The following is a 20,842-nucleotide window of genomic DNA, read 5'->3' as shown; positions in this document are numbered from 1 at the left end:
GGACGGCAGCGGCAGCAGCGCTTCACGCCGGACGGCGGGGAACCCGAGACGGGTCCCCGCCGTCCGGCTTTCGCGTGCCGCCTCGCTTCTCATACGACTCTTACCCATGCCTTATCCGGCCATCAGGGGCCGGGCCTACGTTCGGCCGCATGTTCTTCACCTACCTCCGGCGCGAGTTGCGCCGCCGCCGGAAGGCCGCGCTCGTCGTCGCCTCCGGGCTCGCCCTCGGCATCGCCCTCGTCATCGTGGTCACCTCGGTCTCGGCGGGGATGAACGCGGCCCAGGACAAGGTCCTCCAGTCGCTCTACGGCCTCGGCACGGACATGACCGTCACCAAGGCGCAGACCCCGCCCGGCGAGAACGGGCAGCCCGCCCGGCCGCGCTTCCAGTTCGACGCCAAGGGCGAGGGGGACGCGAACGCGGACGCCGAGCAGAGTCACGACATCGTCATGCCGCAGGGCTTCCAGACCCTCGACGCGGCCACCGTCGGCAAGGTGTCCGGCCAGAGCGGGGTCGCGCAGGCGGTGGGCGGGCTCAGCCTCCAGGTGATGAAGGTCAACGGCCAGTTCAAGCGGGGCGAGTTGCGGCGCGCCCAGGGCGGTACGGGCACGGGCGGTGGCAGCGGCGGCGGCAGCGGCCGGGGTACGGGCGGCGGCGCGGCCGGCGGCGCCGGCGGTCAGGGCGGGTCGGTCGAGGGCGGCGGCGCGAACTTCGACGTCAACTCCTTCTCCGTCTACGGCGCCGACGTGGCGCACCCCGCGCTCGGCCCGCTCACCACCTCCAAGATCACCAGCGGGCGCACCTTCCAGACCGGCGAGAGCGACACCGCCGTCGCCGTCGTGGACAGCGCCTACGCCACCCAGAACAAGCTGGCCGTGGACTCGACGCTGACCGTCAAGAACACCCCGTTCAAGGTCATCGGCATCGCCACCGCCGACAGCGGTGACGCCGCCGCCAACGTCTACGTCCCGCTCAAGCAGGCCCAGACCCTCGCCGGAGCCGCCGACAAGATCACCACGGTCTACGTCCAGGCCGCGGACTCCCAGGCCATCGGCTCCGTCAAGCAGGCCATCCAGAAGAACGTCCCCGACACCACCGTCACCACCTCCGCCGACCTCGCCGACACGGTCTCCGGCTCCCTCTCCACGGCCTCCTCGCTGGCCTCCACCGTCGGCAAATGGCTCTCCTACGCCGTCCTCGCCGCGGCCTTCCTCGTCGCCGGACTGCTCACCTCCTCCGCCGTCTCCCGCCGGGTCAGGGAGTTCGGCACCCTCAAGGCACTCGGCTGGAAGAGCGGCCGCGTCACCGGGCAGGTCGCCGGAGAGGCCCTGGTCAACGGCCTGATCGGCGGAGTGCTCGGGATCGGCGTCGGGCTCGCCGCCGCGTACGTGATCACCGCGGTCAGCCCGAGCCTGACCGCGCAGCTCGCCGGCGGCGCCGGGGGCGGCGGCCGGGGGGCAGGCGGCGCGGGCGGTGGCGCCCGGATGTTCGGCGGCGCCGCCCGGCACACCGCCGGCAAGGCCCTGGACGTGGCCCTGACCGCGCCCGTCTCACTGTCCACCATCGGCCTGGCCGTCGCCCTCGCGGTGGCCGGCGGGCTCGTCGCGGGCGGCTTCGGCGGCTGGCGCGCCTCCCGGCTGCGGCCCGCAGACGCCCTGCGCCGCGTCGAGTAGTCCCGTACGCCGTCCGCCCGGGCGGCCCGCGCCGCCGCGCCGATCCGTACGGGCCACGCACGTGGCCGCGTACCCGCACAGCAACCGAGGGAACGAGATGTACCAGCTCACCGGAGTCACCAAGCGCTACCGGCGCGGCAAGGAAACCGTCGACGCGCTCGCCGGCGTCGACCTCACCATCGAGGACGGCGGCCGCCTCGTCATCCAGGGCCCCACCGGCGGCGGCAAGTCCACCCTGCTCCAGATGCTCGGCGCCCTCGACCGGCCCACGGCGGGCCAGATCGTCCTCGACGGCCTCGACCTCGCCACCGTCTCCGAGGCCCGCCTCACCCGCGTGCGCGCCGAGAACATCGGCTTCGTCTTCCAGTCCTTCAACCTCATCCCCACCCTGACCGCCCAGGAGAACGTCGAGACGGCCCTCGTCCCCCTCGGCCTCAAGTCCGCCGAGCGGCGCGCGCGGGCCGCCGAGGCCTTGGAGTCGGTGGGGCTCGGCGAACGGATGGGCCACCTGCCCGGCGAGTTGTCCGGCGGCCAGCAGCAGCGCGTCGCCATCGCCCGGGCGCTGGTGAAGAAGCCCAAGGTGCTGCTGGCCGACGAGCCCACCGGCAACCTCGACGAGTCCATGCGCGACGAGGTCATGGACCTGCTGGAGGGCCTGTGGAAGGAACACGGCCTCACCTTCGTGATGGTCACCCACGACAGCGCCCTCGCCCGCCGGGCCCCGCGCGTGGCGACCATCCGGCGCGGCAAGGTCACGGTCACCGAAAACCCCTGAGCGCGGGGGCGGCCCGCCGTCTAGGGTCCGGGGCATGACGAAGATCCACACGCTGTCCGGATCCCCCACCGACGCCGAGGTGGACGCCTGGTGGGCGGTCCAGGCCGCGGCCCACGCCGCCGACGCGGCCGCCCTGCCCGGCGTGCCCCCGCCCACCCGGACCGAGGCCGCCGGGCGGCTGCGGGTACCGCCCGCCCGGGGCCGCCTCGCGCACTGGGTCACCGCGGACGGCGACGGGCACGCCGCCCTGCTGCTCTTCACCGAGGCGGGCAACACGCACACCGCGTTCCTGGAGGAGCTGACCGTACGGCCCGACGCGCGCCGGCGGGGCGTGGGCACGGCCCTGTGGGAGCGGGTGCGCGAGGAGCTGCGCGCGGCCGGCCGGACCTCCGTCGCCACCGTCGCCGACCTCGACGGACCCGGCCGGGCCTTCGCCGAGTCCCTCGGCTTCCGGAACGTGCTGCCGATGGCCTGGTACGTCCAGGAGCTCCCGGCCACCGCCCCGCCCGTCCCCGCCACACCCGGGTACGAGCTGCTGACCTGGCCCGGGCTGACCCCCGACGCGTGGGCCCCGGCCCTCGCCGTGGCCCACGGGGCGATGGCGGACGCGCCGAGCGGCGACAGCGACGAGGTGTTCCGGCCCTGGACCGCCGAAAGGGTGCGCACCGCCCAGCGCGTCGTCCTGGACCGGGGCGGGGAGCTGACCACCGTCGCGGCCGTCACCCCCGCCGGGGAGGTGGCCGCGTACACCGTGCTGGTGCTGACGGACCCGGCGGGCCCGCGCGCCCTCCAGTACGACACCGTCGTCGTCCCCGGGCACCGCGGGCACGGCCTCGGCCGGGCGGTGAAGCTGCGCATGCTGGCGGAGACCGCCGCCCGGCATCCGGGGCTGCGCCGCGTCGGCACCACGGTGGCCGACGACAACGCCCCGATGCTGGCCGTGAACGAGGCCCTGGGCTACCGGCGCGAACGCGGCGCGGGCCTCTTCCAGCTGGGGCTGTGAGCGGGGGCGGGTCAGCCCCGCTTCTCGGCGGGCGAGGCGGGGGTGGCGGATGAGGCGGGCGCGGGCGCGGCCGGGGAGGGAGCCGACCAGGAGGACAGCATCCGCAGGGCGTCCGCCGACGGCGAGCCCGGCTCGGCGTGATAGGTGACCAGGGACTGCGCCGGGTCGTCGGGCAGCGTCAGCGTCTCGAAGGACAGCGACAGCGCGCCCACCAGCGGGTGGCGCAGCCGCTTCACGCCGTGCGTCTTGTTGTCGGCGACCGTGTGCGCCGCCCACAGCCGCCGGAACTCCTCGTTCTTCACCGACAGCTCGCCCACCAGCGCGGACAGCTGCTCGTCGTCGGGGAACTGGCCGGCGTACATGCGCAGGTTGCTGACCACCTCGCAGGCCCGGCACTCCCAGTCCGCGTACAGCTCCGCCGTGGCCGGGTCCAGGAACACCAGCCGCACCAGGTTCCGCTCGGCCGCCGGGAGCGCCCCGAAGTCCCCGAAGACGGCCGCGGCCAGCGGGTTCCACCCGATGACGTCCTGCCGCCGCCCCACCAGGTACGCCGGTACGCCGTCCATCGCCTCCAGCAGCGACCGCAGCCCCGGCCGGACCTGCTGCGGGCGCCGGGCGCGGCTGCGCTTGCGGGTGCGGGGGCTCGCCAGGTGGTTCAGGTGCGCCGACTCCGTGCCGTCCAGGCGCAGCGCCCGCGCGATGGCGTCCAGGACCTCCGCCGACACGTTCTGGCCGTGGCCCTGTTCCAGGCGCGTGTAGTACGCCATCGACACCCCGGCGAGCTGCGCCAGCTCCTCGCGGCGCAGGCCGGGCACCCGGCGGCGGCTCCCGTAATCCGGCAGGCCGACGTCCTCGGGACGCAGACGGGCGCGGCGGGTGCGGAGGAACTCGCCGAGTTCGGCTCGCTGATCGAGGTGATCCATAGCGCAAGTATCCCCGGGCGGCACACCGGACACGGGGCTCATCCTGACCCCGCCAGGGGTAGGACCAGCAGACATAGGCCCGGCAGGGGTCTGGGTGGCGTACGGGGAAGACGGCATCGTGGAACGCACCGCAGCACGGACGCCGCTGCCCGCTCCGGCCACCCAGCCGGAGCCCGGCGTCCTCGTCCGAGGAGAGATCCCCCCATGTCTGTCACCCCCGCCACTTCCACCACCTCCGCCACCTCCGCCGCTTCCGTCACGCAGGTCGCCGCCTACGCCGCCCCCGCCCCGAAGGCCCCGCTGGAGCGCACGACCGTCCCGCGCCGTCCGGTGGGCGAGCACGACGTCCTCATCGACATCAAGTACGCCGGCATCTGCCACTCCGACATCCACCAGGCCCGGGACGGCTGGGGCGAGGGCATCTTCCCGATGGTCCCGGGCCACGAGATAGCCGGTGTCGTCGCCGAGGTCGGCCCGGGCGTCACCCGGTTCGCCGTCGGGGACCGGGTGGGCGTCGGCTGCATGGTCGACTCCTGCCGGGAGTGCGAGTACTGCCTGAGCGGGCGGGAGCAGCACTGCGTCAAGGGCATGACCGGCACCTACAACGCCGTCGGCAAGGACGGCGAGCCGACCTACGGCGGCTACTCGACCCACATCGTCGTCGACGAGAACTACACCGTCCGCATCCCCGACGGCCTCTCCCTGGACGTGGCCGCCCCGCTGCTGTGCGCCGGCATCACCCTGTACTCGCCGCTGCGCCACTGGGGGGCCGGGCCGGGCAAGAAGGTCGCCGTCGTCGGCCTCGGCGGGCTCGGCCACATGGGCGTGAAGATCGCCGCCGCGCTCGGCGCCGAGGTCACCGTCCTGTCGCAGAGCTTGCGCAAGAAGGACGACGGCCTGCGCCTGGGCGCCTCCCACTACTACGCGACCAGCGACGAGACCACCTTCGAGAAGCTGGCCGGCAGCTTCGACCTGATCGTGTCCACCGTGTCGGCGCCGCTGCCCCTGGACGCGTACCTGGGCCTGCTGAAGGTCGACGGCGCGTTCGTGAACGTCGGCGCCCCCGAGGAGCCGGTCTCGCTGAACCTGTTCTCCGTCATCGGCGGCCGCAAGACCCTCGCCGGGTCGATGATCGGCGGCATCGCGGAGACCCAGGAGATGCTGGACTTCTGCGCCGGGCACGGCCTGGGCTCGGAGATCGAACTCATCGCCGCCGACCGGATCAACGAGGCGTACGAACGCGTCGAGGCCAGCGACGTCCGCTACCGCTTCGTGATCGACACCTCGACCATCTGACCCTGGCCCTTTGCTCGTCCGGCCCGCCCCCCGCCCGCGCGGGGGCCGGGCCGGACGGCGTCACTCGGCGGCGGCCACGCCGATCGGGCAGGAGACGCCCGTGCCGCCGATGCCGCAGTAACCCGCGGGGTTCTTGTCGAGGTACTGCTGGTGGTAAGGCTCCGCCGGCCAGAAGGGGCGCTCCGCGGCCGGGAGGACCGCCGTGGTGATCTCCCCGTAGCCGGAGGCGTTCAGGACGCGCTGGTAGGCGGCGCGGGAGGCCTCCGCCGTGGCCTGCTGGGCGGGGGAGTGGGTGTAGAGCGCCGAGCGGTACTGGGTGCCGACGTCGTTGCCCTGGCGGAAGCCCTGGGTGGGGTCGTGGGACTCCCAGAACAGCTTGAGCAGCGTTTCGTACGAGACGAGCGCCGGGTCGAAGACCACGCGGACGACCTCGGTGTGGCCGGTCTGCCCCGAGCACACCTCCTCGTACTCCGGGTTCTCGGTGAAGCCGCCCTGGTAGCCGGCCAGGGTGGTCCACACCCCCGGGGTCTGCCAGAACTTGCGCTCCGCGCCCCAGAAGCAGCCCAGGGCGAAGTCGGCGACCTCCAGGTGGGCGGGGTAGGGGCCGGCGAGCGGGTTGCCGAGGACCGTGTGGCGCTCGGGCAGGGAGAACTGCCGCTGCGGGCGGCCCTTGAGGGCCTCTTCGCGGGTGGGCAGCTCGGGCGTGCGACGGTACGAGAACATGGAATCGATTCCCTTCTTGTGCAAGGGACAACGGAACGGGGCCGGACGGGATTCCCCGCCGGCCCCGCCCGCTCTCCGCGTCCGTCGCCTTACGCCGTGGCGCCCGGCACCCGGCTCACGCAGAAGTCCCGGACCTGGAGGTAACGGCCCTTCGGATCCGAGGAGTACGTCCACGGCGTCGCGCCGATGTACCCGTCGACGACGCGGAACTGCTCCAGGGCCTCCTCGTAGCGGTCCTGCCAGTACAGGACCCACGCCAGCAGGTGCCGCAGCCGTCCCGCCCGCCGGTCGTCCGGCCGGGCCGCCGCGAGGTCCGCCAGCGCCGCGTCGGTGGCCGCCACGACCTCCGGCCGCTTGTAGTAGACGTCCGGGGACACGTCCTCGGTGGCCATCTCCTGCTCCAGGTGCGCGTACAGCGGCAGCAGCGTCAGCAGGTCGCCCGGTGCGCCCGCCGCCGCCGACGCCCGGGCGAACCCGTGCGCCTCCTCGTGCGAGCCGCGCCATTTGCGACACCAGTACTGCAGCGCGCCGACATGCGCCGACAACACCTTCGGGTCGCGCTCGGTGATCCGCGCCCACAGCTCCCGGTACCGCTCGTGCGGATACCCCAGGGCCATGGCGATCGGCTGCTCCACCAGGTACGGGACCGGGTCGGCGGGGTCGGCGATCCGCTGCGCCTCGTGCGCGGCCTCCTGCGCCTGGGCGATGAGCCCGTGGAAGATCCGGAACTGCTCCTGTGTGGTGCGGCTCGCGCTCAGCGACCCGCGGACGTTCCACGCGACCTGTACCGCGGCGTCGGCGTGGACCACCGCGGCGTCCGGGTCCCCGGGGCGGGCCGAGCGCCACGCGAGCAGCCACCCGTCCTCGGTCGCGGCCAGTTCGGACAGGATCTGCACGCGCCGCACGCGCTCGTCCCAGTCCCGGCCGGCCGCCTTCAGCCAGGCCGCGCAGGCCTGCCAGTCGCCGGCCCGGGCGGCGGCCACGGCGGCCCGCTCGTCGGCGGACACAGGGGCCCGGTGCTCCGTGTCCAGCCGGTCGGCGGGTACGAAGCCCCGGTCGACGGCGGCCCGGGCGTGCCCGGCGCGCGGGCCGCGGGCCTTGCCGCCCCGGCGGCCCTTGACCCAGGTGAGGACGGCGCCCAGCAGCATGACGCCGAGGATGACGAGACCGATCACGGGGCGAGCACCAGCTTCCGCAGGGGTTCGGTGTCGGGCTGGTCCGCCACGACCGCGTCCAGGGCGAGGCCGAGCTCGTCCTCGAAACCGTCGGCCGGGTAGCGCAGGGTGGCCGAGTCCGACCAGGACAGCTGCCAGCGGGCGGCGCCCCGGGCCGTCAGATCGGCGGTGACCAGCTGGTTCAGGGCGCGCCGCAGGACCGGGCGGGCGAACTCGCGGGCCGCGCGGCCGGTGGCGGCGGCCGCCTCCTGCGACTTCGGGAAGTGCTCGGCGATCCGCCAACGGACCGCCGGGTCGGCGTCGACCGCGTCCAGCAGACCGGCGAGGCCGGGACCGGCGCCCTCGGCGGCGAGGGCCTCGCGGATGTCCTGCGCGCCCTGGCCGACGTAGCGGGTCATCGAGGTGTGGACGAGCTCCTCCCAGTCCATCCGCTCCAGCGCGAGGGCCTGCGGGGTGAGGACCGCCTGTTCCAGGGCGGCCAGCGACGCCTCGGGGCGGGACAGCAGCTCCAGGGCCGGACGGGCCGCCTGGCCGGCGCGGCCGTCGTCGGGCAGCGCCTCGATGCGGGCCACGCGCTCGGCGAGCGCCGGGTGGGAGTCGTACGGGGACGTCGGTTCGGTCGACAGCTCCCGGCGCAGGTCCTCCAGCTCGCCCGCGCGGGCGTCGAGCAGCTTGCGCAGGCCGCCGAACACCTCGCCGGGGCGGGGCAGCAGGCCGGCACCGACGCCGAGGGTGGCGTAGGAGTTCATGTAGAAGTCGTGCGCCGAGTCGAGGGCGTTCAGCTCGCGCAGCGCGGAGGCGCTGGAGTCGCGGCCCGCGACCCGCACCGAGGCGAGGTCGGCGGCGAGCTCCTGGCGGCGGGCGGAGGAGAGGGTGGCCCGCATGTAGAGCTTGCCGTACGCCGTGTAGACCTTGGCCATGCCCCGGTACAGCGCGCCCTGGCCGGTGGTGTCCACCGCCTTGGCCTTCTTGCCCTTGGAGATCCGCTGCGCGGCCTTCTTCTCCTGCTTGGCCCGCTCCGTCGCCACCGCCTGGTCGGCGCGCTCGTGGAAGTGGCCGATGGTACGGATCAGCTGGGCGCGGCCGCGGGCGATCAGCGGGGTGAGGCGGGTGTCGAGGTTGGCGTAGTGGCCCATCTCGTGGGCGAGTACGGCGCGCAGCTGCATCTCGTCCAGGCCGCTCATCAGGGGCAGGCCGAGGTAGAGGCGGCGGGTGCCGGCCCGCAGGCCCAGCAGCCGGGCGTCCTCGCTGACGGCGGCGTTGACCTCGCCGATCAGGACGATCTCGTCGGGGGCGCGGGTGCCCACCTGCCGTGCGGTGTCGCGGACCGCCTGCCACAGCACGGGTTCCTGCGCCTCGGTGACGGGGACGCCGGCCGGCGGTTCACCCCGGGGGGTGCGCAGCATGGACATGCCGCGCACGATCGGGACGGCGAGGACCACGGAGACGAGGGCCAGCTTGCCCATGGCCAGGCCGTGCAGGCCGTTCGCGAAGGCCACGTAGTCGAGCCCGGCCAGAACGGCCAGCAGGACCGCGCCGAGCAGATAGAAGCCGGCGAGCAGGACGAGCGCGCGCAAGGCACGCAGTGAAGCGCCCATATGGACAGATCCCCCCACGGGATGGATGCGGTGCGGAAGTGCGTGGTGCGTCCGCGTCCGTGTTCCCGCCCCGTACCCGCGATGGGTCGCCCGCGATGCGGCCGTGCGAGGGTGCGTGCGCGCGCCGCCACCGCCGCATCATGCGGCCCGGAGGGCACTTACGGCAACCTTATTGAGCGGCGGTCTCGCGGCGGTCTTCCCTGGTGGGGCGTCCTGCCCCGGGCCGCCCCGCCCCGCCGCGCCGCCCCGTCAGTGCGGCAGTGTCGCCGGGGAGCCGCCGTTGGCCTCGTAGCCGGCCACCGCCAGGGCGCGGCACACCGCGTACGCGGCGGCCGGGTCCGGCGAGGCGGACCACGGGAGGGCGCCCACGCAGCCGTCCACGTGCCGGACCTGCTCCATCGCCTCCGCCCAGCGCTCCATGTTCACCAGGAACCACAGCAGCAGGTGCCGTACGTGCGCCAGCATCGGGTCGTCGGCCCGCGCCGACTGCACCGCGTACAGCGCGCCCTCCACCGCCCGGGTGACGACCGCGCTCCGCCAGAAGCTGCCGACCAGGACCACCTCGGGCAGGTGCTCGTACACCGCGAACAGCGGCAGCGCCGCCAGCAGCGAGCCGCGCGGGGCGCGCGCGGCCGCCGCGTGCGCGAAGGCGTCGGCCTGCTCCCGCGAGCCGTGCCACTTCTCGCACCAGTAGTGCAGCGCCGCCAGGTGCGCCCCCATGTGCGCCGGGGCGAGGTCGATCACCTTCGCCCACAGCGCGTCGAAGTCCGCCTCGGAGTACCCCAGCGCCCGCGCGATGGCCAGCTCCGTGATGTACGGGACCGGGTCGCCCGGTGCCAGCAGGGCCGCTTTGCGGCAGGCCGTCCGCGCCTCCTCCAGGATGATCCGGTGGTCCTCGGAACCGACCCCGCCCGAGTGCCGCCACGCCTGCTGCACCAGCAGCTCCGCGTGCACCTGGGCGCCGCCCGCGTCCTTCTCCGCCTCCAGCCGCCACGCCTTCAGCCACAGCGCGCCCGCTCCGGGCTGCCCGGGGGACGTCTCCCGGCGGTGGCCGGGGGAGAGTTCCAGCGCGGCCGCGCCGCCGAAGGCCTGCACGCGCTGCCAGCGCTGCTCGCCCTCCTTCGGGGTGCCGGCCAGCAGCGCCGAGGCCGCCTGCCACTGCCCGCCGCGCTGGACGTGGCCCAGGGCGTCCATCAGGTCCTGGTCGGGTCCCGGCACCCGGACGTCCAGCTCCTCCTGCAGGGCGAAGCCGTAGTCCGCCGGGTCGGCCGCGTCCGGGCTGCCGGGCGCCACCAGCCGGGGGCCGCCACCGCCACGCCTGACCCGGACGAAGCGGAACGTCATCGCCACGGCCAGGGCGAGCACCATCAGGACCCAGATCATCTGCATGACCTCAAGCGAACCAGACGGGGTGGCGGAAAGGCGAATGCCCCCGCCCCCGGAAGCCGTGCCGGGACGCGGCCGCCGCGCAAGCCGGGACGCCGGTCGGGGCGCAAGCCGGGATACGGACCGGGGTACAAGCCGGGACGCCGGCCGGGGCGCAGGTCAGCGAGCGGGTCAGCGGCCCGCCAGCGCACCGTCAGGCCAGGAGAGGACCACGGCCCGCCCGGGGCATAGCATCGGCCCATGAGCGACGACAGCCACCAGCACCAGAGCTTCGAGACCCGCGCGATCCACGCGGGCAACACGGCGGACCCGCGGACCGGCGCGGTCGTGCCCCCGATCTACCAGGTGTCCACGTACAAGCAGGACGGCGTGGGCGGACTGCGCGACGGCTACGAGTACAGCCGCAGCGCCAACCCGACCCGCAGCGCGCTGGAGGAGAACCTCGCGGCGCTGGAGGGCGGCCGGCGCGGCCTCGCCTTCGCGTCCGGGCTCGCCGCCGAGGACTGCCTGCTGCGCACGCTGCTCTCCCCGGGCGACCACGTGGTCATCCCCGACGACGCGTACGGCGGCACCTTCCGCCTCTTCGCGAAGGTCGTCTCCCGCTGGGGCGTCGAGTGGTCGGTGGCCGACACCTCCGACGCCGACTCCGTACGCGCGGCCCTGACCCCGAAGACCAAGCTCATCTGGGTCGAGACCCCCTCGAACCCGCTGCTCGGCATCACCGACATCGCCATGGTCGCCGACATCGCGCGCACCGCCGGCGCCAAGCTGGTCGTCGACAACACCTTCGCCTCCCCCTACCTCCAGCAGCCGCTCGCGCTCGGCGCCGACGTCGTCGTGCACTCGCTGACCAAGTACATGGGCGGCCATTCCGACGTCGTCGGCGGCGCCCTCGTCACCGCCGACGAGGCCCTCGGCGAGGAACTCGCCTACCACCAGAACGCGATGGGCGCCGTCGCCGGCCCCTTCGACTCCTGGGTCGTGCTGCGCGGCATCAAGACGCTCGCCGTCCGCATGGACCGGCACGCGGAGAACGCCGAGAAGATCGTGGAGGTGCTCAAGCGCCACCCGAAGGTCACCAAGGTCCTCTACCCGGGCCTGCCCGAGCACCCGGGCCACGAGATCGCCGCCAAGCAGATGCGCAACTTCGGCGGCATGGTGTCCTTCCAGGTCGCCGGCGGCGAGGAAGAGGCCGTCGCGGTCTGCGGCCGCACCAGGATCTTCACCCTGGCCGAGTCCCTCGGCGGCGTCGAGTCCCTCATCGAGCACCCGGGCCGCATGACCCACGCCTCGGTGGCCGGCTCGGCCCTGGAGGTCCCGGCGGACCTCATCCGCGTCTCCGTCGGCATCGAGAACGCCGACGACCTGATCGCGGACCTCACCCAGGCCCTCGGCTGACACCCCCTGCCCCTGGAGGGCTACCAGCCCTCCAGGGGCGGGGAGACGTCGCTCGGCGGCGTGGCCCAGGGGTGGGTCAGCGCCGCCCACACCGTGAAGGCCAGCGCCGCCGCGCACAGCAGCGCCCAGCCGAACCGGCGCAGCGCCCGGCGGCGGCGCAGCATCCGCCGCCCGCGCGCCCGGGCGGCCGCCGCCAGTCCGGCCGGGACCGCCGGATGGGGTCCCGCCAGCAATGCCCTGACCTGGGCTTCCTTCCGGTCGAGGGGGCTCATGCGGCCGCGCCCCGGGCCGGGTTGGCCGCCGTACGCATCGTGGCCACCGCCCGGTTGCAGACGGCCTCCACCCGCTCCGGCGCCAGTCCCAGCTGCGCGGCCGTGACCTCCTCGGCGACGCCCTCGTAGATCCGCATCACCAGGACGAGCCGCTCCAGCGGGCTCAGCCGCGCCAGCACCCCGGTGCCCGGGCCCAGCCGCCGGGCCGTACGGGCGTACGCCGCGCACAGCTCCTGGCGGGTGTGGTCGTACGGGTCGTCGCCGCGCAGCCGCTCCCAGTGCGTGTACGTACGGGCCAGCGCGCCGGCCAGCAGCCCGCGCGCGGCGGGCGCCCCCTCGGCGGCGCCCGCCGCCACCGCCGGTGCCCCCGCCCGCGGTTCGGCGGTCAGCAGGACGGCGACGTGCAGCAGCCGCCCCGCCGCGCCCGCGACGAAGGCCTCGAACTCCGGGTCGCGCCCCGAACGCCGGTCCACGGCACCCATGGTGGGGCCGGTGCCACCACCCCGGTCAAGGGGTCGGACACGGCCGGATCAGCGATACCGCCTCAGGAGGCCGGACCGCCCTCGGCCGCCGCGGCCATCTGCTCCGACAGCGCCAGGTTGAAGCGGGTCAGCAGCTTGGTGAACACCTCGCGCTCCTCCTCGTCCCAGCCCTCGGTCACCCGCACCATCAGCTCGCGCCGCGAGGAGCGGACCTCCTCCAGCCGCGCCAGCCCGCGCGCGGACAGCGCGAGCACCACGGCCCGGCCGTCCTCGGGGTGCGAGGTGCGCTTGACCAGCCCGGTGTCGACGAGGGGGGCGACCTGCCGGGTGACGGTGGAGGAGTCGATGCCCATCCCGCCGGCCAGCGCCTTCACCCCCATCGGGCCTTCCAGGTCGAGGCGGTTCAGCAGCAGGTACGCGGCGCGGTCCATCGAGTTGCGGGCCTGGCCGACGCCGCCCAGGCGGGTCTGCTCGGCCCGCCGCGCGAAGACCGCGACCTGGTGCTGGAGCGCGTCGAGGAGACCGGATCCGGCGGGCGCTTCGGCCGCCGCGGGCAGGTCGGAACTGGCCGGGATGGAGGGCATGGCCGTGGGCTCTCTTCGGATGGGGCCGACAAGGATGGGGGACAGAGTACGCGGCCGTACGGCGCCTCGTACGCCGCGTACGAGAACTCGTACGGCGCTTGGACCCGGCGGCCCCGGCGGCGTTCCGCATGGCGAGATTTCGCCCCTGGGCCGGGACTGTGTCGCACCGGTCCCTCCCCTGAGCGCGGCTGAGCCGCGACCCGCGCGGGCTGCGAGACTGGCCGCATGAACTACCGCGTGCCCGAGCCCGTCCCGCAGGTCATCCTCGACGACGTCCGGGGTGCCCAGAAGATGCTCTCCGGCGTGTCCCGGGTCACCGCGATGGAGGGCAGCCGGCACCTCTCCGCCCTCACCGGCTCCCCGGTCCACTTCAAGTGCGAGAACCTCCAGCGGACCGGCTCCTTCAAGCTGCGCGGCGCGTACGTGCGCATCGCGGGCCTGCGCCCCGAGCAGCGCGCGGCCGGCGTCGTGGCCGCCAGCGCCGGCAACCACGCGCAGGGCGTCGCGCTCGCCTCCTCCCTGCTCGGGGTCCGCTCCACGGTGTTCATGCCGGTCGGCGCCCCGCTGCCCAAGGTGGCCGCCACCGAGGAGTACGGCGCGGAGGTGCGCCTGCACGGCCAGGTCGTCGACGAGAGCCTCGCGGCCGCCCAGGAGCACGCGGACCGCACGGGCGCGGTGTTCATCCACCCCTTCGACCACCGCGACATCATCGCCGGTCAGGGCACCGTCGGCCTGGAGATCCTGGAGCAGTGCCCGGAGGTGCGGACGATCCTCGTCGGGATCGGCGGCGGCGGTCTCGCGGCCGGGATCGCCGTCGCGGTGAAGGCGCTGCGCCCGGACGTGAAGGTGATCGGCGTCCAGGCGGCGGGCGCGGCCGCCTACCCGCCCTCGCTGAAGGCCGGCCACCCCGTCTCCCTCGACGACCCGGTCACCATGGCGGACGGCATCAAGGTCGGCCGCCCCGGCGACATCCCCTTCCGCATCATCGGGGAGCTGCTGGACGATGTCCGTACGGTCTCCGAGGACGCGCTCTCCAGCGCCCTGCTGCTCTGCCTGGAGCGGGCCAAGATGGTCGTCGAGCCGGCCGGGTGCAGTCCGGTGGCCGCGCTGCTGAGCGAGCCCGAACGGTACGGGAACGGGCCGGTCGTGGCCGTCCTGTCCGGCGGCAACATCGACCCCCTGCTCCTCCAGCGCATCCTGCGTCACGGCATGGCCGCCGCCGGCCGCTACCTGTCGCTGCGGCTGCGCGTGACCGACCGGCCGGGCGCCCTCGCGGGCCTGCTCGGGGTGCTGTCCACCGTCGACGCCAACGTGCTGGACGTCAGCCACGTACGGACCGACCCGCGTCTCGGGCTCACCGAGGTCGAGGTGGAACTCCACCTGGAGACGAAGGGCCCCGAGCACTGCGCGCAGGTGGCCCGGACCCTGCACGCGGCGGGGTACCCGGTCACGGGCTGAGGGCGGGGGCGACCCGCGGCCGGGCGGCACCCGGAGCCGTGGGGTGCGGGACTTCGGGAAACCCGTGGCGCAACGCGATATGACGCGATACGGTGCCGGTGCGCCGGTCGAGGGCCGCCCGGCATGCCTAGGATTCGCGTAGGAACGCCCCGATTTCGATACCGATGTCGCCGCGCCCCTACGGTCCGATCGACTCTGGGAGCACCGCTATGCCAGGCGCCATCTACGCCGAAGGTCTGGTCAAGACCTTCGGCGACGTCCGGGCTCTGGACGGAGTGGACCTCGACGTCCCCGAAGGCACCGTGCTGGGCCTCCTCGGCCCCAACGGCGCCGGCAAGACGACGGCCGTCCGCGTCCTGACCACCCTCCTCCGGCCCGACCGCGGCCGGGCCGTCGTCGCCGGGATCGACGTCCTCAAGCACCCCAACGACGTCCGCCGCTCGATCGGCGTCTCCGGCCAGTTCGCCGCCGTCGACGAATACCTCACCGGCCGCGAGAACCTCCGGATGGTCGGCCAGCTCTACCAGATGAGCGCCAGGGCGGCCAAGGCGCGCGCGGCCGAGCTGCTGGAACGCTTCGACCTCGCCGGGGCCGCCGACCGCACCGCCAAGACCTACTCCGGCGGCATGCGCAGACGCCTCGACCTCGCCGCCGCGCTCGTCGTCCGCCCGCCCGTCATGTTCATGGACGAACCCACCACCGGCCTCGACCCGCGCAACCGCCAGGCCCTGTGGGACGTCATCGAGGAACTCGTGGCCGGGGGCACCACCCTGCTGCTCACCACCCAGTACCTGGAGGAGGCCGACCGCCTCGCCCACGACATCGCCGTGGTCGACCACGGCAAGGTCATCGCCCGCGGCACCTCCGACCAGCTGAAGGCGCAGACCGGCGGCGAACGCGTCGAGGTCGTCGTCCACGAGCGCGACGACATCGCCACCGCCCGCCAGGTGCTCGCCGGCTTCGGCAAGGGCGAGACCACCGTCGAGCCGCACACCCGCAAGCTGACCGTCCCGGTCTCGGGCGGCGCCAAGCTCCTCGCCGAGGTCATCCGCGAACTCGACGGCCGGGGCATCGAGATCGACGACATCGCCCTGCGCCGCCCCACCCTGGACGACGTGTTCATCTCCCTCACCGGCCACGCCGCCGAACGCACCCCGGACGACGAGGGCGGCACCGCCCCGGCCGCCGGGGGCACGCCCGCCGCCCCGACCGGCGACGCCCGGCCCACCGAGCCGACCGGGGCCGCCCGGCCCGCCGCCCCGACCGGGGCCGCGCAGCCCACCGACCCGACCGGCGACGCCCGGCCCACCGACACGACCCGGGGCGGAAACGGCCCGCACAAGGAGGCGGCGCAGTGACCGTCACGTCCCCGGCCCCGGAACTCGCGGCCCCCCGCCCCCGCGGCGGCCTCGTCCAGGGCGTCCGCGACTCCCTGGTGATCGCCCAGCGCAACCTCATCCGGATGTCCCGCATCCCCGAGGTGATCATCTTCGGCGTCATCCAGCCGGTGATGTTCGTCGTCCTCTTCAGCTACGTCTTCGGCGGCGCCATCGCCGTCGGCGGCAGCACCGACCCGGCCGCGTACCGCGAGTTCCTGATGGCCGGCATCTTCGCCCAGACCGTCACCTTCGCCACCGCCGGCGCGGGCGCGGGCATCGCGGACGACATGCACAAGGGCCTCATCGACCGCTTCCGCTCCCTGCCCATGGCCCGCGGTGCGGTCCTCACCGGCCGCACCCTCGCCGACCTCGTCCAGACCACGCTCACCCTCGTCGTCCTCGCGGTCGTGGCCCTGCTCGTCGGCTGGCGCACCCACACCAGCGTCGGCGAGGTCCTCGCCGGCTTCGCCCTGCTGCTCCTGCTCGGTTACGCCTTCTCCTGGATCGGCGCCCTGATCGGCCTGTCGGTGCGCACCCCGGAGGCGGCCACCTCGGGCGGGCTGATCTGGCTGTTCCCGCTGACGTTCATCTCGAACGCCTTCGTCCCCTCCGACAACATGCCGACCTTCCTGCGGCACATCGCGGAGTGGAACCCCTTCAGCGCCACCGTCCAGGCGGCCCGCGTACTCTTCGGCAACCTCCCGGAGGGCTACCCGGTCCCCGCCGCCTGGCCGATGCAGCACCCGGTGGCGGCGTCCCTCCTGTGGTCGGTGCTGATCGTGCTGGTCTTCCGTACCCTCGCGGTCCGCAAGTACCGCTCGGCGACCGCCTGAGCCCGCGGACGCGCGTGAGCCCCCTCCGGACGCATCCGGAGGGGGCTCACGTACGAGCGCGTAGGCACGCGCACACCAGGGCGATCGGCCCGATGATCAGCCGGTGAAGGGCTTGACCGCCAGGATCTTGACCGCGGCCTTCTTGCCGTTCGGCAGCTCGTACTCGGCGTCCTCGCCGATCTTCTTGCCCATCACGCCGCTGCCCAGCGGGGACTGCGGGGAGTAGGTCTCGAAGTCCGAGGACGCGTACTCGCGGGAGGCCAGCAGGAACTCCAGCGTGTCGTCCTCGTCGCCGTCGAACGCGATCGTCACCAGCGTGCCCGGGGCGACGACGCCCTCGGCGGCGGGCGCGGTGCCGACCTTGGCGTTCTCCAGCAGCTGGGTGAGCTGGCGGACCCGCAGCTCCTGCTTGCCCTGCTCCTCCTTGGCCGCGTGGTAGCCGCCGTTCTCCCGCAGGTCGCCCTCTTCCCGGGCGGCCGCGATCTTCGCGGCGATCTCCGTGCGGGCAGGACCAGAGAGGTAGTCCAGCTCGGCCTTCAGCTGGTCGTACGCCGCCTGGGTCAGCCAGGTGACGCTCTCGCTCGTCTGGGTCACGGGTGCTCCTCGTCGGTACAGGGGACTACAAAGCCGCCAGCGGCGGGCGAAACCACGAGCCTAACAATTCGGGAAGAAAAGGGGGAGGACACCCTGTGTATGAAGTGTGTCATTGCACCCGCCGAAACCGTCGTACGGCCTGGTGGCACCGGTCGTCCGCGCTCGAAATTGGTCAGGACACGACCCTCGACCTGCGCGTGTTCCCACCGGCGACCCGTGGGGCCGCCTCGTGAGGCTCAGCCCCGCGCGGACGCCACCTGGCAGCCGACGAGTTCGATCATCGTCGCGCGGCCGGTGGTCTTCAGGGTGACCATCTCGTCCACGCGCGTGCCGCGCTGCGCGAAGGTGAAGTCGGCCCGGCCCACCTCGCCGTGCTGCTCGTCCTGGGACATCAGGGTGCACACCCCGGTGACCGAGGCGTCCTTGCGGACCTCCAGGTGCACCTTGACCTCGGAGTCCGACACGATCTGGAACTTGATCACCTCGGCACTGACGGCCTGCCCGCCGACGTAGTCCCAGCCGATCCACCCGACCACGGCCAGCAGCCCGACCCCGAGCACCGACCCGACGACCTTGAGCTTCCGGTCCGCCCGCTCGTCCGCCGACCGCCCGTACCGACCCTCGGGCAGCCCTTCGCGCACCGCACTCATGATCGTTCCTCTCTGCGGGGCCGGGGGACGCACCTCCGGTCCGATCGCCTGCCAACCGAGCATGCCATGGCCACCGCACGGCGAGGCAATCGGGCTCCTTCGGAGACGGAACCCGGTCGGTCACCCGTTCGGGTGGCGTAGTCGGTTTATCGGAGAGCGGCCCGGGCCCGGCTCCTAGGTTGGTGCCGTGACGGAATCGGAGGGACCGCGCGAGCCGGGGTACGCCCGGTACACCTACCGGCTGCGCGTGTCGTCCACCGCCGTGTCGGCTCTGCTGTCGGAGTGGGACCGGTGTCGGTGGGTGTGGAACCAGTGCGTCGCGCGGTCGCGCGCGGCGTTCCGGGCGGGGGAGGAGTGCGGGGCCGCCGGGCTCGACCGGATGCTGACCGGGTGGCGCGGGGAACATCCGTGGCTGCATGCGGGGGGCAGTGTGCCCCAGCAGCAGACCGTCCGGGATTTCGCCACGGCGCGCGCCCGGGCTGTGCAGGACATCAGGGACCGCAAGCCGGTGCGGCGGCGGGCGGGCCTTCCCGGGTTCAAGAAGAAGGGTGTGGCGGCTCCGTCGCTGAACTACACACGGCGTGGGTTCCGGGTGCGGGACGGGCGACTGCGGCTGGCCGGCGGGGTCACGGTGGCGGTGGTGTGGTCGCGCGGGCTGCCCGCCGAGCCGTCGAGCGTACGGGTCTACCGCGACGCCCTCGGGCACTGGTACGCCTCGTTCGTCGTCCGGACCGAAACCCGGCCGCTGCCCGCGACCGGTGCGGTGATCGGCATCGACTGGGGTGTGCGGGAGACCGCGACGACGACCAGCGACGCCCATGACCTCCCCCACCCCCGCCACGGCGAGCAGGCGGCGGGGCGGCTGGCCCGGTATCAGCGGATGATGGCCCGGCGCCGGCCGGGGCCGGGCCGCCCCGCCTCGAAGGGCTACCGGTGGGCGCGGCGGCAGGCCGCGAAGGCGCACAGGAAGACCGCCCGGCAGCGCCAGGACACGGCCCGCAAGTGGGCCAGGCGCGTCGTGCGGGACTTCGACCACCTCGCGGTGGAGGACTTCCGCCCGAAGTTCCTCGCGAAGTCCACACTGGCCCGCAAAGCGGCCGACGCGGCGATCGCCGCCACCCAGGGCGAACTGCTCGGCATGGCGCGCAAGCACGGTCGGACCGTCCACCTCGTGGATCCGGCGTTCACCACCATGGACTGCGGACGGTGCGGAGCGAGAGCCAAGCACGCCCTGCCGCTGTCGGAACGCACGTACACCTGCACCGCGTGCGGAGCCGTCTCCCCCAGGGACAAGAACTCCGCGCGCGTGATGCTCGTCCGGGCAGGTCTCGACCCGGCCGGCGCCGATCGCGGAAGACCCGGCCGTCCACCGGACGGCCGGGCGGCGTGAGCCGGGAATCCCCTTCGTGGTTTGCAGAGGGGAGGCGTCAATATAGGAGTTGCCCGTCGCGCCCCGCCCGCGCCCAGATCACAGAGGATCCTGTCTTGACCGAGCAGCTTCGACTGATGGCCGTCCATGCCCACCCCGACGACGAGTCGAGCAAGGGCGCGGCCACCATGGCCAAGTACGTGTCCGAAGGAGTGCCCGTCCTGGTGGTGACCTGCACCGGCGGGGAGCGCGGCTCCGTGCTGAATCCCAAGCTCCAGGGCGACAAGTACATCGAGGAGAACATCCACGAGGTGCGGGCCCGGGAGATGGACGAGGCCCGCGAGATCCTCGGCGTCGAGCAGGAGTGGCTCGGTTACGTGGACTCCGGCCTGCCCGAGGGCGACCCGCTGCCGCCGCTGCCCGAGGGCTGCTTCGCGCTCGCGGACGTCGACGAGGCCGCCGGCGAGCTGGTGAAGAAGATCCGCGCCTTCAGGCCGCAGGTCATCACCACGTACGACGAGAACGGCGGCTACCCGCACCCCGACCACATCATGACCCACAAGATCACGATGGTGGCCTTCGACGGTGCGGCCGACACCGAGAAGTTCCCCGAGGCCGAGTACGGCGCCCCGTACCAGCCGATGAAGCTGTACTACAACCAGGGCTTCAACAAGCCCCGCACCGTCGCGCTGCACGAGGCGCTCCTCGCGCGCGGCCTGGAGTCGCCGTACGGGGAGTGGCTGGAGCGGTGGAAGGAGTTCGAGCGCACGGAGCGGAACCTCACCACGCACGTGCCCTGCGCCGACTTCTTCGAGATCCGTGACAAGGCGCTCATCGCGCACGCCACGCAGATCGACCCCGACGGCGGCTGGTTCCGCGTCCCGATGGAGATCCAGAAGGAGGTCTGGCCCACCGAGGAGTACGAACTGGCGAAGTCGCTCGTCGACACTTCCCTCCCCGAGTCCGACCTCTTCGCGGGCATCCGGGAGAATGCGTAGCTATGAGCGCTACGCAGGCAGCAGTCACCCAGCTCCTTCCGCTGGCCGCCGACACCTTCGACAAGAACAAGGTGACGCCCGGGCTCCTGGGCTTCATCGTGTTCGCCGCCCTCGCCGTCGGCGTGTGGGTCCTGATGAAGTCCATGAGCCGGCACATGGGCCGGGTCAACTTCCAGGAGGCCCCGGAGCCCGCCGCCGCGGCGCCGGCCGCCGAGGGCGCCAAGGGCGCCAAGGCCCGCAAGGGCGCTTAGCGGCGCCTGGCCCGCCCGGCCC

General features: G+C 73.6%; 21 protein-coding genes. 11 read left to right on the top strand and 10 right to left on the bottom strand.

The window, feature by feature from the left end; genetic code table 11:
* Positions 1-149: 149 nt before the first annotated feature.
* The 3 genes from ACZ6ZT_RS23220 to ACZ6ZT_RS23210 all read left to right on the top strand — a co-directional run bounded on the left by ACZ6ZT_RS23220 (position 150) and on the right by ACZ6ZT_RS23210 (position 3,451).
* Positions 150-1,673 carry an ABC transporter permease gene (locus ACZ6ZT_RS23220; protein WP_469721734.1) on the top strand — a complete coding sequence of 508 codons (1,524 nt, stop codon included), beginning with the start codon at positions 150-152 and terminating at the stop codon, positions 1,671-1,673.
* 97 nt (positions 1,674-1,770) lie between these two features.
* Positions 1,771-2,448, top strand: coding sequence for an ABC transporter ATP-binding protein (locus ACZ6ZT_RS23215; protein ID WP_469721733.1), 678 nt, complete (start codon positions 1,771-1,773; stop codon positions 2,446-2,448).
* A 34-nt stretch (positions 2,449-2,482) separates the two neighbouring features.
* Positions 2,483-3,451 carry a GNAT family N-acetyltransferase gene (locus tag ACZ6ZT_RS23210; protein ID WP_469721731.1) on the top strand — a complete coding sequence of 323 codons (969 nt, stop codon included), beginning with the start codon at positions 2,483-2,485 and terminating at the stop codon, positions 3,449-3,451.
* Positions 3,452-3,462: 11 nt separating this feature from the next.
* Here ACZ6ZT_RS23210 and ACZ6ZT_RS23205 read toward each other — a convergent pair whose 3' ends face one another.
* Entirely contained in the window at positions 3,463-4,374 is a 912-nt protein-coding gene (locus tag ACZ6ZT_RS23205; protein ID WP_469721730.1) for a helix-turn-helix transcriptional regulator, read from the bottom strand.
* A gap of 204 nt (positions 4,375-4,578) precedes the next feature.
* Between ACZ6ZT_RS23205 and ACZ6ZT_RS23200 the strand changes: the two genes are divergently transcribed.
* Complete coding sequence (locus ACZ6ZT_RS23200; RefSeq protein WP_469721729.1) at positions 4,579-5,670, top strand: NAD(P)-dependent alcohol dehydrogenase; 1,092 nt, start codon at positions 4,579-4,581, stop codon at positions 5,668-5,670.
* A 60-nt stretch (positions 5,671-5,730) separates the two neighbouring features.
* Here the strand turns inward: ACZ6ZT_RS23200 and msrA are convergent, their stop codons facing one another.
* The 4 genes from msrA to ACZ6ZT_RS23180 all read right to left on the bottom strand — a co-directional run bounded on the left by msrA (position 5,731) and on the right by ACZ6ZT_RS23180 (position 10,555).
* On the bottom strand, positions 5,731-6,393 hold the full coding sequence (gene msrA / locus ACZ6ZT_RS23195) for a peptide-methionine (S)-S-oxide reductase MsrA (RefSeq protein ID WP_469721728.1): 663 nt from the start codon (positions 6,391-6,393) through the stop codon (positions 5,731-5,733).
* An 89-nt stretch (positions 6,394-6,482) separates the two neighbouring features.
* Positions 6,483-7,568 (bottom strand): hypothetical protein, encoded by a 1,086-nt coding sequence (locus tag ACZ6ZT_RS23190; RefSeq protein ID WP_469721726.1) that lies wholly within the window; start codon positions 7,566-7,568, stop codon positions 6,483-6,485.
* Positions 7,565-9,166: a M48 family metallopeptidase gene (locus ACZ6ZT_RS23185; RefSeq protein WP_469721725.1), complete on the bottom strand. Its 1,602-nt coding sequence runs from the start codon at positions 9,164-9,166 to the stop codon at positions 7,565-7,567. The genes ACZ6ZT_RS23190 and ACZ6ZT_RS23185 overlap by 4 nt, the downstream gene beginning before the upstream one ends.
* A gap of 249 nt (positions 9,167-9,415) precedes the next feature.
* The gene (locus ACZ6ZT_RS23180) at positions 9,416-10,555 is read right to left on the bottom strand and encodes a hypothetical protein (protein WP_469721724.1); all 1,140 of its coding nucleotides are present in this window, start codon (positions 10,553-10,555) and stop codon (positions 9,416-9,418) included.
* 237 nt (positions 10,556-10,792) lie between these two features.
* Here ACZ6ZT_RS23180 and ACZ6ZT_RS23175 point away from each other — a divergent pair, with 237 nt between their 5' ends.
* Complete coding sequence (locus tag ACZ6ZT_RS23175) at positions 10,793-11,950, top strand: cystathionine gamma-synthase (RefSeq protein ID WP_469721723.1); 1,158 nt, start codon at positions 10,793-10,795, stop codon at positions 11,948-11,950.
* Between the two features lie 20 nt (positions 11,951-11,970).
* Here the strand turns inward: ACZ6ZT_RS23175 and ACZ6ZT_RS23170 are convergent, their stop codons facing one another.
* From ACZ6ZT_RS23170 to ACZ6ZT_RS23160, 3 genes are all read right to left on the bottom strand, one after another.
* Entirely contained in the window at positions 11,971-12,222 is a 252-nt protein-coding gene (locus tag ACZ6ZT_RS23170; protein ID WP_469721722.1) for a hypothetical protein, read from the bottom strand.
* On the bottom strand, positions 12,219-12,704 hold the full coding sequence (locus ACZ6ZT_RS23165) for an RNA polymerase (RefSeq protein WP_469721721.1): 486 nt from the start codon (positions 12,702-12,704) through the stop codon (positions 12,219-12,221). The genes ACZ6ZT_RS23170 and ACZ6ZT_RS23165 overlap by 4 nt, the downstream gene beginning before the upstream one ends.
* Before the next feature lie 62 nt (positions 12,705-12,766).
* Positions 12,767-13,288: a MarR family winged helix-turn-helix transcriptional regulator gene (locus ACZ6ZT_RS23160; protein WP_469721719.1), complete on the bottom strand. Its 522-nt coding sequence runs from the start codon at positions 13,286-13,288 to the stop codon at positions 12,767-12,769.
* 225 nt (positions 13,289-13,513) lie between these two features.
* Between ACZ6ZT_RS23160 and ilvA the strand changes: the two genes are divergently transcribed.
* The 3 genes from ilvA (at position 13,514) to ACZ6ZT_RS23145 (ending at position 16,958) form a co-directional block, all read left to right on the top strand.
* Complete coding sequence (gene ilvA / locus ACZ6ZT_RS23155; protein WP_469721717.1) at positions 13,514-14,746, top strand: threonine ammonia-lyase; 1,233 nt, start codon at positions 13,514-13,516, stop codon at positions 14,744-14,746.
* Positions 14,747-14,955: 209 nt separating this feature from the next.
* Positions 14,956-16,104: an ATP-binding cassette domain-containing protein gene (locus ACZ6ZT_RS23150; RefSeq protein ID WP_469721716.1), complete on the top strand. Its 1,149-nt coding sequence runs from the start codon at positions 14,956-14,958 to the stop codon at positions 16,102-16,104.
* Positions 16,101-16,958 (top strand): ABC transporter permease, encoded by an 858-nt coding sequence (locus tag ACZ6ZT_RS23145; RefSeq protein ID WP_469721714.1) that lies wholly within the window; start codon positions 16,101-16,103, stop codon positions 16,956-16,958. The genes ACZ6ZT_RS23150 and ACZ6ZT_RS23145 overlap by 4 nt, the downstream gene beginning before the upstream one ends.
* A gap of 96 nt (positions 16,959-17,054) precedes the next feature.
* Here ACZ6ZT_RS23145 and greA read toward each other — a convergent pair whose 3' ends face one another.
* Together greA and ACZ6ZT_RS23135 are read right to left on the bottom strand one after the other, a co-directional pair.
* Entirely contained in the window at positions 17,055-17,552 is a 498-nt protein-coding gene (gene greA / locus ACZ6ZT_RS23140; RefSeq protein WP_469721713.1) for a transcription elongation factor GreA, read from the bottom strand.
* Between the two features lie 236 nt (positions 17,553-17,788).
* On the bottom strand, positions 17,789-18,202 hold the full coding sequence (locus tag ACZ6ZT_RS23135) for a DUF4307 domain-containing protein (RefSeq protein ID WP_469721712.1): 414 nt from the start codon (positions 18,200-18,202) through the stop codon (positions 17,789-17,791).
* A 187-nt stretch (positions 18,203-18,389) separates the two neighbouring features.
* On the opposite strand from ACZ6ZT_RS23135, the gene ACZ6ZT_RS23130 reads away from it, so the two are divergent.
* The 3 genes from ACZ6ZT_RS23130 to ACZ6ZT_RS23120 all read left to right on the top strand — a co-directional run bounded on the left by ACZ6ZT_RS23130 (position 18,390) and on the right by ACZ6ZT_RS23120 (position 20,820).
* Positions 18,390-19,592, top strand: a complete 1,203-nt coding sequence (locus ACZ6ZT_RS23130) for an RNA-guided endonuclease InsQ/TnpB family protein (protein WP_469721711.1) — start codon at positions 18,390-18,392, stop codon at positions 19,590-19,592.
* 95 nt (positions 19,593-19,687) lie between these two features.
* Positions 19,688-20,569 carry a mycothiol conjugate amidase Mca gene (mca, locus tag ACZ6ZT_RS23125; RefSeq protein ID WP_469721710.1) on the top strand — a complete coding sequence of 294 codons (882 nt, stop codon included), beginning with the start codon at positions 19,688-19,690 and terminating at the stop codon, positions 20,567-20,569.
* 2 nt (positions 20,570-20,571) lie between these two features.
* Positions 20,572-20,820, top strand: coding sequence for a hypothetical protein (locus tag ACZ6ZT_RS23120; protein WP_469721709.1), 249 nt, complete (start codon positions 20,572-20,574; stop codon positions 20,818-20,820).
* Positions 20,821-20,842 lie beyond the last annotated feature (22 nt).

The sequence above is a fragment of the Streptomyces sp. NPDC102258 genome, from assembly GCF_055584685.1.
The sequence above is the reverse complement of the archived record's forward strand: the minus strand, read 5'-3'. Positions and strand labels throughout refer to the sequence as shown.